This is a genomic window from Aurantiacibacter zhengii, assembly GCF_003584125.1.
In the GTDB taxonomy this organism is placed as follows: Bacteria; Pseudomonadota; Alphaproteobacteria; order Sphingomonadales; family Sphingomonadaceae; genus Alteraurantiacibacter; species Alteraurantiacibacter zhengii.
Genome location: NZ_QXFL01000008.1, coordinates 1 through 13,593 on the forward strand (window position 1 = coordinate 1; position 13,593 = coordinate 13,593).

At 62.0% G+C, this 13,593-nt stretch carries 11 protein-coding genes; 4 read left to right on the top strand and 7 right to left on the bottom strand.

The features are described from left to right. From D2V07_RS15145 to D2V07_RS15155, 3 genes are all read right to left on the bottom strand, one after another. Positions 1 to 417: LptA/OstA family protein (locus D2V07_RS15145; protein ID WP_325049030.1), on the bottom strand; the 417-nt coding region annotated here is incomplete at its 3' end. Beyond that, positions 417 to 1,070, bottom strand: coding sequence for an LPS export ABC transporter periplasmic protein LptC (locus tag D2V07_RS15150; protein WP_119587768.1), 654 nt, complete (start codon positions 1,068 to 1,070; stop codon positions 417 to 419). The genes D2V07_RS15150 and D2V07_RS15145, both read right to left, overlap by 1 nt. Positions 1,071 to 1,094: 24 nt before the next feature. Continuing rightward, a complete protein-coding gene (locus D2V07_RS15155; protein ID WP_119587769.1) occupies positions 1,095 to 1,712 on the bottom strand; it encodes a ribonuclease D in 618 nt (205 codons plus the stop codon). 114 nt (positions 1,713 to 1,826) lie between these two features. On the opposite strand from D2V07_RS15155, the gene D2V07_RS15160 reads away from it, so the two are divergent. Next, positions 1,827 to 3,551: an ABC transporter ATP-binding protein gene (locus D2V07_RS15160; RefSeq protein WP_119587770.1), complete on the top strand. Its 1,725-nt coding sequence runs from the start codon at positions 1,827 to 1,829 to the stop codon at positions 3,549 to 3,551. A 50-nt stretch (positions 3,552 to 3,601) separates the two neighbouring features. Here the strand turns inward: D2V07_RS15160 and D2V07_RS15165 are convergent, their stop codons facing one another. Continuing rightward, positions 3,602 to 4,054 carry a hypothetical protein gene (locus D2V07_RS15165; protein ID WP_147367035.1) on the bottom strand — a complete coding sequence of 151 codons (453 nt, stop codon included), beginning with the start codon at positions 4,052 to 4,054 and terminating at the stop codon, positions 3,602 to 3,604. A 192-nt stretch (positions 4,055 to 4,246) separates the two neighbouring features. Here D2V07_RS15165 and ung point away from each other — a divergent pair, with 192 nt between their 5' ends. Further along, positions 4,247 to 4,930 carry a uracil-DNA glycosylase gene (gene ung / locus D2V07_RS15170; RefSeq protein WP_119587772.1) on the top strand — a complete coding sequence of 228 codons (684 nt, stop codon included), beginning with the start codon at positions 4,247 to 4,249 and terminating at the stop codon, positions 4,928 to 4,930. A gap of 473 nt (positions 4,931 to 5,403) precedes the next feature. After that, complete coding sequence (locus tag D2V07_RS15180; protein ID WP_147367037.1) at positions 5,404 to 6,744, top strand: hypothetical protein; 1,341 nt, start codon at positions 5,404 to 5,406, stop codon at positions 6,742 to 6,744. 32 nt (positions 6,745 to 6,776) lie between these two features. Here the strand turns inward: D2V07_RS15180 and D2V07_RS15185 are convergent, their stop codons facing one another. Then, positions 6,777 to 7,028, bottom strand: a complete 252-nt coding sequence (locus D2V07_RS15185) for a hypothetical protein (RefSeq protein ID WP_119587775.1) — start codon at positions 7,026 to 7,028, stop codon at positions 6,777 to 6,779. 98 nt (positions 7,029 to 7,126) lie between these two features. On the opposite strand from D2V07_RS15185, the gene D2V07_RS18735 reads away from it, so the two are divergent. Further along, a complete protein-coding gene (locus D2V07_RS18735; RefSeq protein WP_233548454.1) occupies positions 7,127 to 7,306 on the top strand; it encodes a hypothetical protein in 180 nt (59 codons plus the stop codon). A 53-nt stretch (positions 7,307 to 7,359) separates the two neighbouring features. Here the strand turns inward: D2V07_RS18735 and D2V07_RS15190 are convergent, their stop codons facing one another. Both D2V07_RS15190 and gltB read right to left on the bottom strand, forming a co-directional pair. Further along, on the bottom strand, positions 7,360 to 8,796 hold the full coding sequence (locus D2V07_RS15190; protein WP_119587776.1) for a glutamate synthase subunit beta: 1,437 nt from the start codon (positions 8,794 to 8,796) through the stop codon (positions 7,360 to 7,362). 12 nt (positions 8,797 to 8,808) lie between these two features. Beyond that, the gene (gltB, locus tag D2V07_RS15195; protein ID WP_119587777.1) at positions 8,809 to 13,452 is read right to left on the bottom strand and encodes a glutamate synthase large subunit; all 4,644 of its coding nucleotides are present in this window, start codon (positions 13,450 to 13,452) and stop codon (positions 8,809 to 8,811) included. Between the last annotated feature and the right edge of the window lie 141 nt (positions 13,453 to 13,593).

Below are 13,593 nucleotides of genomic sequence, written 5' to 3' on the forward strand. Positions count from 1 at the left end.
GACGATGACCCGCCGGTTGAAATCGTAGACGGCGGCATTGCCGCTGGCGCGCTCATTGCCGCGCGTAACCGTCACACCGCCAGTCGCATCGATGCGCTGGATTCGCAGACTGCCGGCATCGCTATAGGCTACCGTCGTCCGCGCCGCGGTCAGTTGCAGGTCGCCCTGCCGGATCTGGACATCGCCAGACAGGACAACCCGGTTCTGCCGATCCTGCAACTCGATGCGATCGGCAGCATAGTTGACCGGCTGGTTTGAATTGAAACCGGCAATCGTCTGCGCCCCGGCAACCGAACCGAACGACAGCGCCGCGATCCCGCCGGCGATGAGACCGCCAGCCAGGCCGCGCACGACAAGGTGGCGAAGCGCAGGACGCGAGGATGGGGTTTCGGTATTCATGCTGTCAGGCTCCATCATCACATTTCCTCGGGCAGTCGCAAGCGGCCGGGCACCATGCGCAACCTGGCGTTACCGTTGAGGGAGAAAGTACGCTCTTCCATGTCCGCGCGCATGGCATCGGCCGAGAAGGCACCGGCCGGGATCGCGCCGCTTACCTGCCCATCGCCAGTCAGGGTGCGGGAGGGGAGGTCGATCGTCACGTTGCGAGCGATGAAATTGTAACCATCGGCAGCGTCGAACCGGACCGTGCCGGGAATGCGCACCTGCTCATCGTCGATATCATAGACGCCGCGCGGGGCGGTAAGGACAGCCGGACCTTCGGCCAGCGCGAGCCGCGCTGTCATATCCTGCATCTCCACAAGTGGTATGGAATTACTGCGCTGTACCGCCTCGCCGGCGACCAGGCTGAACGGACGCGCCCTGTTGTCCTGACCGCGGTACATCGCGTTGTCGACGCGGAGCCGGTCGTCCGCGATGGCGACCTTGTTGCGGTCGAGCAGGAAGCTGATCTCCCCGCGCGGCGACAGCGGGGTAATCAGCATCATCGCCGCGACCACGCCCACCAGGGCAGGAAGCCCCACGGCCAGCACGCGCACGATCCGATCCAGCGAACCTCCCGGTGTCGCGAACTGCTGGCGCCTGTTGCGCATCCTGTCTGCGGCTCTGGTCATGCCATGCTCTAACGCCCGAGATCATTACTCGTGGCTGAAAATATCCTGGTCCGCCCAGCCTGCGATATCGAGCCGGGCGCGTGCAGGAAGGAAATCGTAGCACGCCTGCGCGAGTTCAAGGCGGTCTTCCCGCGCAAGACGCTCGATCAGGATATCGCGAAGACGGTGGAGATAGCGCACGTCCGAAGCGGCATATTCGCGCTGCGCATCGTTCAGTTCAGGCGCGCCCCAGTCGCTTGACTGCTGCTGCTTGGAAATACTCTCGCCCAGCAGTTCCTCGATCAGGTTTTTCAGCCCGTGGCGATCGGTATAGGTGCGCGTCATCTTGCTGGCGATCTTGGTGCAGAAAACCGGCGCGGCTACCACACCCAGGTAATACGCGATGGCAGCGAGATCGAACCGGGCGAAATGATAGATTTTCACGCGGCTGGGATCGGCGAGGACTGCCTTCAGATTGGGCGCGTCGTAGGTGCTGCCCTTGGCAAACCGAACAAGGTGCTCGTCACCGTTCCCGTCGCTGATCTGGACAACGCAAAGCCGGTCGCGCGGCGTGATAAGGCCCATGGTTTCGGTATCGACGGCCACGGGGCCATCGGCGAGAACGCCGGCGGGCAGATCTTCTTCATGAAAATGTACAGTCATGGCGGCTGTCCTTAGAGCGATAAGCAACGCTGGGGAAGGGCGGATACCCGATTTAGGATGTCGGCTGCGGGTACTTGCGCAGCGCCACTTTCACAGCCACACCGCCATCAGCCCATGACCCTTCGAAACCTCATCAAGCGGGCGGCGCGCTACCGTGGTCAGCTTTTCGCAATCAGCGTGCTCGCGCTGCTGAGCTCGGTGAGCATGCTCGCCATTCCGGCGCTTGCCGGAATGCTGCTGGGCGATGCAATCACCGGCTCTGTCATGCAGGGCGGGGTGATCGCTGCCCTGCTGGTCGGTGCATTGCTGCTGACGACGGTATTTACACTCGCGTCCAACGTGGTGACGGCTACGTCCTCCGCTCGAATTCTGGCCGATTTCCGCTGCGAGGTGTTCGATCATCTCTCGCACCTGCCGCTGGAATTCCATGACAACAGCCGCCAGGGTGACCTGATTGCGCTGGCCACTTATGAAGCGAGCCGCCTGAGCGGCTTCCTTACCTCCACGCTCGCCAACGTGCCGGCCATGCTAGCAACTTCGCTCGGCGCAACTATCGCGCTGTTCCTTATCGATCCGATGCTGGCGTTTGTCGTGCCGGTACTGGTGCCCGTCTTTTATCTGGCCCTGAAACTGCTTTCGCTCCGCCTGCGCAAGCTTGCCATGCGCGCGCGTGAGGCGGAGGCGGAGGTCTATGCCGTGGCGGAAAGCCATCTACAGATGCTGATGGCGACCAAGACCTTCGCCACCGAGCAGGAACAGGCGGCGCGCTACGCCGAGGTGGTCGAGGAATCGCGCAGACGCGCGCTGGCCGCGCAGCATGCCAGTGCGGCTATCGGTCCCATTTCGGGGTTAATTGCAGGCTGCGCCGCAATCTTCATTATTGCCGCCGCCGGCACCCAGCTTTCGGGCGCGCAGGAAAACCCTGCAGAACTGTTCGCCTTCCTCTTCTACGCCGCATTGCTAACCCGTCCCATCGGTTCGTTATCCAGTGTCTACGGCCAGTGGCAGGTCGCGAAGGGCACCTTGACCCGGCTGGAGCAGGTCCTGCAGCTGCCGGAAGAGTCGGGCTATGGAGAAAGCGGCATGATTACCGAGCCGCGCGGGGCGATAGCATTCGAGAACGTGCGCTTCTCGTATCCAGGTCGCAACGGACCAATCCGCGATGCCAGCCTTACCATCGCGCCGGGCGAGGTGTTGGCCCTGATCGGGGAGAACGGTTGCGGCAAGACCACCCTACTCAAGCTGATGCTGCGGCTATACGACCTCGAGAGCGGACGGATCACTTTCGATGGGCGCGATATTACCACGCTCGACGTGCGCAGTCTGCGCAGGCAGGTGGGATATGTACCGCAGCGCGCACTCCTGTTCAACGGCACGGTGCGCGAGAATCTCGCTTTTGGCTATCACGGCAGCGAAGCGCCCGATTTCGAACGGGCCTTGTCGCTGGCACAGGCGAGTGCCTTCGTCTCCGCCCTTCCGGACGGGCTCGAGACCGTAATCGGAGACAACGGTGTCCGTCTTTCTGGCGGACAGCGCCAGCGCATCGCACTGGCGCGGGCGATCATCGCCGATCCGCCCGTGCTGGTGTTCGATGAGGCAACGTCGATGTGGGACCTCGAAGGCGAAGCGGCTTTCGTGGAATCGTGCCGCGACGCTCTCGTAGGGCGGACGGTACTGTTCATCACCCACCGGCCTGCCAGTCTTGCATTAGCGGACCGTATCGTAACGGTCGAGGGCGGCGAATGCCGTGAGATCAGACCGGGGCCGGAACTCGCAGAGATATTGCCAATACCGGTTGACGACAATTCACAATACGGTATTTCGACAGGGTCAAAGTAATGTCTCTCATCCAGATTTATGATGGCGAGAGAAAAAGCCAAAATTACTATTCACGCTTCGCGCTCTTCTCTCAAAAATCTTAATTGGTCAATCGTTTTTGTTATCTGATTGCTTAACATTGTCTGATATCTCCCGACGAGTAATTGATAGTCGATGCCAAAAGGCGTTCGCCCGCCGCCAGGATTGATTTCGCTTTCGCGCTCCATCAGTTTTTGCGCCTCCGCGCGTGCCAATCGGCGTTCGCGCCAAAACAGAATGGCAAGGCGTTGGACCAGGGAATACTCTGTCGTGGTCATTGGGGCGAACTCTCGCTCAAGCTCCTCAAGCAAGTCGTCAAAAGCAGCCTCATCCTCCAACGAACCGACAACGCGAGTACTAAGCGCACCATGACGCGTGGCGTTCTGAGCCCTTATCGCCATGCCCCGCGCGGTCCTATTTCTCTGTCTGGTGCGGGCAGGCGGGTTAACATTCTCATTTCGATTGTCATCGCTTGCAGATGTCACGCTACGATCCCCTTGGTTGCGACGCACCTCTTCAGGTTTGCAGCGCAGTTTGCAACTCGCTGCAAACCTTTGTGCACAATCGAAAAAGAAAAATTTCCAAACGAAATCGCATGGGCTTGGCTCAACGTCTGGATTGTACGCCAGGTGACATTGCGCTTGCTATGAAGGCTGTGAAGTCACAGTTTCATAGCCTTGATCGATATTGTACCTCTTAGCTGGGCGCCCGTCTTGGCCCCCGTTTTCGCAAGTGACCAGTCGCGCGAACTTTGGCGCTGGCTGGATACGGAAGAGAATTCCGGAAAGAGCGTGTATCCGCCGCATGGCTGCCGCCTGCGGGCGCTGGAGCTCACCCCGCTCGATACGGTGCGCGTGGTAATCCTGGGGCAGGACCCCTACCACGGGCCGGGCCAAGCGCATGGTCTATGCTTTTCCGTGCCGGAAGGTGAGCCACCGCCGCCGTCGTTGAAGAATATCTTCAAGGAAATGGAAAGCGATCTTGGCCTGCCCCGCCCCGATCACGGATCGCTGGAGAAATGGGCGCAGCAGGGCGTGCTGCTGCTCAACAACACGCTGACCGTGCAACAAGGGATGGCAGGCAGCCACGCCGGGAAGGGCTGGGAAGCGATCACCGACGCCTGCGTTGCCGCTGTTGCCGAACGCGCCGAGCCCACGGTCTTCATCCTGTGGGGCAGCCACGCGCAGGGCAAGGCCGCGCGCATACCTGCGCTCCGCGATACCGGGCGTCACCAGTTAGTGAAGAGCCCTCATCCCAGCCCTCTTTCCGCTTATCGTGGGTTCTTCGGCTCGCGACCTTTCTCCAAGGCTAACGCGTTTCTCGATACCCACGGGCGTGGGACTATCGACTGGCAGCTCTGATATTGCCCGCAACCCGGCCTTGCCAGCAGCGGATGGAAATGGGAAGATCGCAGGATGTATGAGGACGAAGCTCTTGCTGCGATGATCGAGCGCCTTACCGAATTGGATCGGGTCCACAGTCTGAACGATCAAGGCGGTGCCCCTGTTACTCTGCAGCAAGATAGCGTCGGTTGCCTCCCGCGCATAGATTCATTGCAACAGCAGCCAATGGCTCAAGCCGAAGAACGTCGGCGTGTTATGCAGCGCCCGCGTATCAGGTCTGCGCATGTGGGCTGCGCGAGAGTGGAGGTGGCTGGTGCTTAACCTATGGTGAGGAGGTTTCGACAGGCCGGTCGCGCGGCGATCCTTGCATGGCGACTTGTGTGAATTGTGCGTCGGGAGCCTAAAGGTTGTTCCGGCCCCTTTCGTCACGCGTGTTCGCACTGGGTGCGTCTGGCGTCTTAATTACTCTTGCGTCAGGGACTTTGATCGCCATGCGCGCGACGACTTTGCTAGGCGACGAGTTCACCTATACGGATATGGCAAGGTCCATCGCTAATGGGCTGACTGGCCAGTCATCGATCACGGCCATGATTGATGCAGTGATCGGACCGGGGTGGTTCATGCCCGCAATGGGGATTGCCGGAGCCCCGGCATTCCTGTTCAGCGACGAACCGCCGTTCTGGGTCCTGCGGCTTCTTCCCCTGATCTTCAATCTTGCGCTGCTCGCTCTTTTACTCAAAGCGGTGTGGCTGGAATGGGGACGAGTACATGCTGCCGCTCTGTTGCTGTTCCCTGGTATGGTTCTGGGCTGGTATGTTGCAGCTTCAGGCTGGTGGCCTGAGATACCGTCCGGTTTGCTCGCGATGCTGTCCCTTGTCGGTTGCTGTAAAATCGGCATGCACGTGGTACGAGGCGAGCCAGTTGGCTGGCGTCTTTTGCTGCTGTTCGAGGTGGCATTGATCGCCGCGCTCTACTTTCGCGGGCCGGTGCTTGTCCTGGCCATCGGGCTTCACGCGATCCTGTTCGTCCTCGTGCTTACCAAATTGCCGGCGTCGGGACGAAGCCTTGGGCGATTGGCCGTCGGCATTGCACTATTCATTGCGCTACTACTTCCTTGGAGCATTGCAATCAGTGCAAAGTTTGAAAAGCCAATTCCCACCACGACCAATGTTCCGCTCGTATTGGCGAACAGTTTTGGCGGACCTGAGCGGTCTTGCTTTGGGCCTTGTGAACCGGGACAGGACATTTGGCCAGCATGGGAATTTTCTCAGGCAGTCACTGAGGAAACGGGCGAGAATGTGCTCGATATTCAGGCGAAGATGCTGGACCATGCGCTGGCCGATCTGACTACGAGCGAATACCTCGCATCAGTTAGGGAAAATTTTGGCCGTTTCCTTTTCGATCCGATGCAGCGACTGCGCGCTTACAAAGATCGAATGTATTCCGTTCCCGAAAATTTGCGCGAGCCGCTTATCGGTCTGATCAGCGCGGTCACGCTGATTGTCTATGTGCCTTTCCTGCTGGCGCTACTGCTCGCCAATATCCTGCCATTCCGGCACGGCGACAAGCTGCGGATGCAGTCTATTTTGCTTAAGGCGGCGACGACGTGCGCGTTCATCCAGCCGTTCGTGCACAAATCCAGTGCAAGGTACTGGACCGGCTTCGCACCTCTCATGGCCTGGGCGGCTGCCCTTCTGATGTCTGCCTGGTTGCAGCGTCGTGCGGGAAAAACCGTAAGTACCATGCCGGGATGGATCGACTGGGCGCAGCGTGGCTATGGCGTCGTATTTTTCGCGTGCGGCGTTCTTATCACGGTCGGCTTATCCGCGTAAGGAACGTTCCGCCACCGAAGCCAAGGCCGGGGTTAGCCGATGGTTCGGACAGGCTCGATTAAAAGGAAGTCCACCAGCGGGTAACGCGCGACCTCAACATCCTCGGCATCGAGCACCATGATGTCCTGTTCCAAGTGCAGGTGCCCGGTGCCGAGTTCGCGGGCGGCGAGAGAGCGCGCCACCTGCTTTGCCACCAAGCTTACCGCCCATACATCGGGTAGATCGAAAGCGATCGCGGGGCTGCGAATGTTGCCACGCTCAAGGCAGAATCGGTAGTCCGGCATTGTTTGCACTGAAGACCAGACACATTGCAGCGTTATGACTGTTAGGTGACAGTTGGGTGCCTGTGCCGCTGGCGCGGTCACCTGTGTCTGCTAGGAGCATGGCCATGGCCGCCCTAGGATGCTTTCTGCTCTTGATCTTCCCTATCTTGGGCCTCGTCATAGGCGGCTGGCTAGCTGGGCGCGAGGGCATGATCTGGGGCGCAGGCATCGGCCTTGTTGTTGCGCTGGGCGTATCCGGGGTCATGGGCTACGCGTTGGTGAAGGCGCGACGCAAATAGATAGGGCGTTTCCCTTACGAAAAACGCCCTTCCTCTATTCGCGATAATTGCGATCAGCGCGGCAGTTCGGTCTTGCCCATCAGCGCCTCGTCCACGCTGGCGGCGCATTGGCGGCCTTCGCGGATGGCCCAGACGACCAGAGACTGGCCACGGCGCATGTCGCCGCAGGCGTAGATCGCCGGGTCGGTCGTGCGATAGTCCTTCACGTTGGCATCCACATTGCCGCGATCGGTCAGGGTCACGCCGCTCTGCTGGATCATGCCCTGCTTGCGCGGGCCAAGGAAACCCATGGCCAGCAGGATCAGGTCTGCCGGAATGGTGAACTCGCTGTCGGGCACTTCCTTCAGCTGCCCTTCGGACCAGTCGGCGCGCACGCATTTCAGGCCGGTGACCTTGCCATCCTCGCCCACCACTTCCTTGGTCAGGACTGCCCAGTCGCGCTCCACGCCTTCTTCGTGGCTGCTGGAGGTGCGCAGCTTCATCGGCCAGTCGGGCCAGGTAAGCAGCTTGTTTTCCTTCTCGGGAGGCTGCGGCATGATCTCGATCTGGGTCACGCTCTTGGCGCCCTGCCGGTTGCTGGTGCCCACGCAGTCGGAGCCGGTGTCGCCGCCGCCGATCACGATCACGTTCTTGCCGGTGGCGGTCAGCGTGCCGCGCGGGGCGGCGCGGTTCTCGTCATCGCCCGCGTTGCGCTTGTTCTGCTGGGTGAGGAATTCCATCGCCAGGCGCACGCCGGGCAGTTCCGCGCCGGGGATTTCCAGCATGCGCGGATGTTCCGCGCCGCCTGCCAGTACAACCGCGTCGAAGTTTTCCTTCAGGCTCTTCATCGAGATATCGACCCCCACCTCGGTGCTGGTGCGGAAGGTGACGCCTTCTGCCTCCATCTGCACCGCTCGGCGGTTGATCTGGCTTTTCTCCATCTTGAAGTCGGGGATGCCATAGCGCAGCAGGCCGCCAACGCGGTCGTTCTTTTCGAACACGGTGACCGAATGGCCCGCGCGCGCCAGCTGCTGGGCACAGGCCATGCCCGCCGGGCCGGAGCCGACCACGGCCACGCTCTTGCCGGTCTTTGTCTCCGGCACCTGCGGCTTGACCCAGCCTTCCTTCCAGCCGCGATCGATGATTGCGCATTCGATGGACTTGATGGTCACCGGCTCGTCGGTGATGTTCAGTGTGCAGCTGGCCTCGCACGGGGCGGGGCACACCCGGCCGGTGAATTCGGGGAAGTTGTTGGTGGAGTGCAGGATCTCCAGCGCGTTCTTCCAGTCACCCTCATAGACGAGGTGGTTCCAGTCCGGGATGATGTTGTTCACCGGACAGCCGTTGTGACAGTAGGGAATGCCGCAATTCATGCAGCGGGCGGCCTGGTTCTTCAGGCCTTCCTCGCTGTGCGGAATCACGAATTCCTTGTAGTGCTTCAGCCGCTCTTCAGGCGCGTCGTAGGTGCGATCCTTGCGGTCGATCTCGAGGAAGCCGGTTTCCTTGCCCATGTTCTGTGTTCCTTACTCGGCCGCGACGGAGGCGGCTTCTTCGCGCTCTGCCTCAAGCTGCTTGAGAGCGCGTGCATAGTCCTTCGGCATGACCTTCACGAAGGCCTTTACCGCGTTGTCCCAGTCGGCCAGCAGGTCGCTGGCGCGCATCGATCCCGTGTGCAGCTTGTGCCGTTCCAGCAGGATCTTCAGTCGCGCGGCGTCGTGGTACAGCGGATCGCCCATGCCGAGGTCATCGACCGTGGAGGGGCGCTGCTGCGGCACACCGGTGCCTTCGGGATCGTCGGCTGCAACGTCGATACCTACAAGGTCCACCTGCGCCATGTTGCAGCGGCTGGCGAAAGTGCCGTCCGGATCGTAGACGTAGGCAACGCCCCCGCTCATGCCGGCAGCAAAGTTGCGCCCTGTCTGGCCCAGCACGGCGACAACGCCGCCGGTCATGTATTCGCACCCGTGATCGCCGGTACCCTCGACCACCGCGACCGCGCCCGAATTGCGCACGGCGAAACGCTCGCCCGCCACGCCGCAGACATAGGCCTCGCCCGAAATCGCGCCGTAGAGGCAGGTGTTGCCGACGATGATGTTGCTGGTGGGATCGCGCGAGACGCCTTCGGGTGCGCGCACGATCACGCGGCCACCGGACAGCCCCTTGCCGACATAGTCGTTGGCGTCGCCCACCAGATCCAGCGTGACGCCGTGTGCCAGCCAGGCGGCAAAACTCTGGCCTGCGGTGCCGGTGAAATTGATGCGGATCGTGTCGACCGGCAGGCCCTTGTGGCCATGTGCTTCCGCCACGCGGCCCGACAGCATCGTGCCCACCGCACGGTTGAGGTTGCGGATCGGGTATTCCAGCTGCACCGGAGTGCCGCTGGCGATGGCATCCTTGCAGTCGGCCAGCAGCGTGTTGTCCAGTGCCGCTTCGAGTCCGTGGTCCTGCGTCATGGTGTTCCACAGGGGCACGTCTGGCGACAGCTCCACCTTGTGCAGCAGTTTCGACAGGTCCACCCCGTCGGCCTTCCAGTGACGGATGGCGCGGTTCATGTCGATCTTGTCCACCCGGCCGATCATTTCCTCCACGGTGCGGAAGCCCATTTCGGCCATGATGGCGCGCAGTTCCTCGGCCACGAAGAAGAAGTAGTTGATGACGTGTTCCGGCTGCCCGACGAACCGCTTGCGCAGTTCCGGGTTCTGCGTCGCCACGCCCACCGGACAGGTGTTGAGGTGGCACTTGCGCATCATGATGCAGCCCGCAGCGATCAGCGGGGCGGTGGCAAAGCCGAACTCGTCCGCGCCCAGCAATGCGCCGATCGCCACGTCGCGCCCGGTGCGCAGGCCACCGTCCACTTGCACCGCAATGCGGCTGCGCAGGTCATTCAGCAGCAGCGTTTGCTGCGTTTCGGCAAGGCCGATTTCCCACGGGGACCCCGCGTGCGTCAGGCTGGTGAGCGGTGATGCGCCCGTGCCGCCTTCGTAACCGGAAATGGTCACATGGTCGGCGCGCGCCTTCGATACGCCCGCGGCCACGGTGCCCACGCCCACTTCGGAGACGAGCTTTACCGAAATGCGCGCAGACGGCTGCACGTTCTTCAGGTCATGGATCAGCTGGGCCAGATCCTCGATGGAGTAGATGTCGTGGTGCGGCGGCGGCGAGATCAGGCCTACGCCAGGCGTTGCGTGGCGCACCGCGCCGATGCGCTTGTCCACCTTGTGGCCGGGCAGCTGACCGCCTTCGCCGGGCTTCGCGCCCTGCGCCATCTTGATCTGGATGTCGTCGGAATTGGCGAGATATTCGGTGGTCACGCCGAACCGGCCACTGGCAACCTGCTTGATGCGGCTGCGCATGGAATCGCCGTTGGGCAGCGGCACGAAGCGCTCCGGCTCCTCCCCGCCTTCGCCGGTGTTCGAACGCCCGCCGATGCGGTTCATGGCGATGGCCAGCGTGGAATGCGCCTCGTGACTGATGGAGCCGAAGCTCATCGCGCCCGTGCTGAAGCGCTTGACGATTTCCTCGGCCGGCTCGACTTCGGAAATGTCGATCGGCTCGTCGGCCTTCTTCAGTTCCATCAATCCGCGGATCGTCAACAGGCGCTCGGCCTGGTCGTTGATGGACTTCGCGAACTCCTGGTAATCGTCCCACTTGTCGCCGCGCACCGCGTGCTGGAGCTTGGCGATATTGGTGGGCGTCCAGGCGTGTTCCTCGCCGCGCAGGCGGTACTGGTAGATACCGCCCACATCCAGCATGGAGCGATAGATCGGGTTGTCGCCATAGGCCGCAGCATGGCGGCGCACGGTTTCCTGCGCCACTTCGGCAAGGCCGATACCCTCGATGGTGGTCGCGGTGCGGGTGAAGAACTTCTCCACGAACTCGGTCGACAGGCCCACCGCGTCGAAGATTTGCGCGCCGCAGTAGGACTGGTAGGTGCTGATGCCCATCTTCGACATCACCTTGCGGATGCCCTTGCCCACCGCCTTGATGTAATTCTTCTCGACATCAAACGTCGAAAGCTCGGGGAACTTGCGCGCCCTGATATCCTCCAGAGTCTCGAAAGCGAGATAGGGGTTGATGGCTTCCGCGCCGTATCCTGCCAGCACGCAGAAGTGATGCACCTCGCGCGCCTCGCCGGTTTCCACCACGATGCCGGTCTGCATGCGCAGCCCCTGGCGGGTAAGCTGGTGATGCACGGCGGCGGTTGCCAGCAGTGCGGGCATGGGAATGCGATCCGGCCCCTGCTTGCGGTCGGACAGGATCAGGATGTTCTTGTCCTGCAGCACGGCCTCCGTCGCGGCCCAGCACATTTCCTTGATCGCCATTTCCAGGCCATCGGCCCCGGCTTCGGCATCCCAGGTGATGTCGATGGTGGCGGTGCGGAATGCGCCGTCCAGACTGGATTCGACCGAACGGATTTTTTCCATGCCGCGGTTGGTGAGAATCGGCTGGCTGATTTCCAGGCGCTTGTGCGTGCCCGCGTCGCGCCCCAGCAGGTTCGGGCGCGGACCGACCATGGTGAGCAGGCTCATCACCAGTTCCTCGCGGATCGGGTCGATCGGCGGGTTCGTGACCTGGGCGAAGTTCTGCTTGAAATAGTCGTAGAGCAGGCGGCTCTTGTTCGACAGCACAGCAATCGGCGTGTCGGTCCCCATCGAGCCGATGGGATCATCCCCGGCGGTGGCCATCGGCTCGAGGAACTTGGCGATGTCTTCCTGCGTGTAGCCGAACGCCTGCTGGCGATCGAGCAGGCTCACCTCGTGCTCCTGCACCGCATCCTCGTCGGTCTCGATCGCTTCGAGGTCCTTCAGCTTGTACTGCGCGGCTTCCAGCCATTCCTCGTAGGGGTGGGCATTGGCCAGCTCGGCCTTCAGTTCCTCGTCCTCGATGATGCGACCCTGCTCAAGGTCGATCAGCAGCATGCGGCCCGGCTGCAAGCGCCACTTGCGCACGATGTCTTCCTCGGCAAACGGCAGCACGCCGCTTTCTGATGCGAGGCAGACGAGATCGCCCTTCGTCACGCAATAGCGCGCCGGGCGCAGGCCGTTGCGGTCCAGCGTGGCGGCAATCTGGCGGCCATCGGTGAAAGCGACGGCGGCGGGGCCGTCCCAGGGTTCCATCAGCGCGGCGTGGTATTCGTAGAACGCGCGGCGCTTGGGATCCATCAGGTCGTTGCCGTTCCACGCTTCCGGGATCAGTATCATCATCGCATGGGCAAGGCTGTATCCACCCAGCAGGAGCAGTTCCAGCGCGTTGTCGAGGCAGGCCGTGTCGGACTGGCCGTGGGGCACGATCGGCCACAGCTTGTCGAGGTCGGCGCCCAGCAGTTCGCTTTCCATCGTCCGCCGGCGGGCATTCATCCAGTTCACGTTGCCGCGCACCGTGTTGATCTCGCCATTGTGGCAGGCGAGGCGGAAGGGCTGGGCAAGGCGCCAGCTGGGGAACGTGTTGGTGCTGAAACGCTGGTGGACGAGGCCCAGTGCGCTCTCGCACTCCGGGTCGCGCAGGTCGTCGTAGAAGCTGCCGACCTGGTTTGCCAGCAGCAGCCCCTTGTAGACGACCGTGCGGCTGGAGAAGCTCGGCATGTAGAGCTTTTCCAGCCCCGGCATGTCGTGCTTCTTCGCCAGTTCCTTGAGCGGGTTCTGGGTCTGTTTGCGGATCACGATCAGCTTGCGCTCGAACGCGTCCTGGTCGGCGCAGTTCTCGCCCCTGGCGATGAAGCACTGGCGGATCACCGGCATGCTCGCCAGCACTGCCTTGCCCAGGCCATCTTCCGTGGTCGGCACGTCACGCCAGCCGATCAGGCGCTGGCCTTCCTTGGCGATAAATTTCTCGAACTGGCCGGTGATGAATTCGCGCGCCTCTGCCTCCTGCGGCATGAAGCACATGGCGACCGCATATTCGCCGACCGGGGGCAGGGTCAGGCCTTCGCCCTCCGCCCACCGGCGATAAAGCTTGTCCGGGATCTGGATCAGGATGCCCGCGCCGTCGCCCAGCAGCGGGTCTGCACCCACGGCGCCGCGATGGTCGAGATTGGCCAGAATCTCCAGGCCCTGGGTAATGATATCGTGCGAGGCCGTGCCTTTGATATGGGCGACGAAGCCCATGCCGCAGTTGTCGTGCTCGTTTACGGAATCATACAGACCCTGGGTGACGGGATAGTCGGTCAATCTTCAGCTTCCTGTTTCGCGTGCACACCCCGGGCGAAGAGATTGCGCGCCCCGATACCGGTTTCAACGGTAACGAAACGCGAATCGACAGCCCGTGTAGGCACGAAAATTTCGCGAGCCGCCCTCATGGCGACAGGAAGC

Excerpts from the sequence above, each read along its gene's own strand:
- D2V07_RS15190 (WP_119587776.1), bottom strand. The coding sequence starts at position 8,796 with ATGGGCAAGGAAACCGGCTTCCTCGAGATCGACCGCAAGGATCGCACC.
- D2V07_RS15185 (WP_119587775.1), bottom strand. The coding sequence starts at position 7,028 with ATGCCGGACTACCGATTCTGCCTTGAGCGTGGCAACATTCGCAGCCCC.
- D2V07_RS15180 (WP_147367037.1), top strand. The coding sequence starts at position 5,404 with ATGCGCGCGACGACTTTGCTAGGCGACGAGTTCACCTATACGGATATG.
- D2V07_RS15150 (WP_119587768.1), bottom strand. The coding sequence starts at position 1,070 with ATGACCAGAGCCGCAGACAGGATGCGCAACAGGCGCCAGCAGTTCGCG.
- D2V07_RS15160 (WP_119587770.1), top strand. The coding sequence starts at position 1,827 with ATGACCCTTCGAAACCTCATCAAGCGGGCGGCGCGCTACCGTGGTCAG.
- D2V07_RS18735 (WP_233548454.1), top strand. The coding sequence starts at position 7,127 with ATGGCCATGGCCGCCCTAGGATGCTTTCTGCTCTTGATCTTCCCTATC.
- D2V07_RS15155 (WP_119587769.1), bottom strand. The coding sequence starts at position 1,712 with ATGACTGTACATTTTCATGAAGAAGATCTGCCCGCCGGCGTTCTCGCC.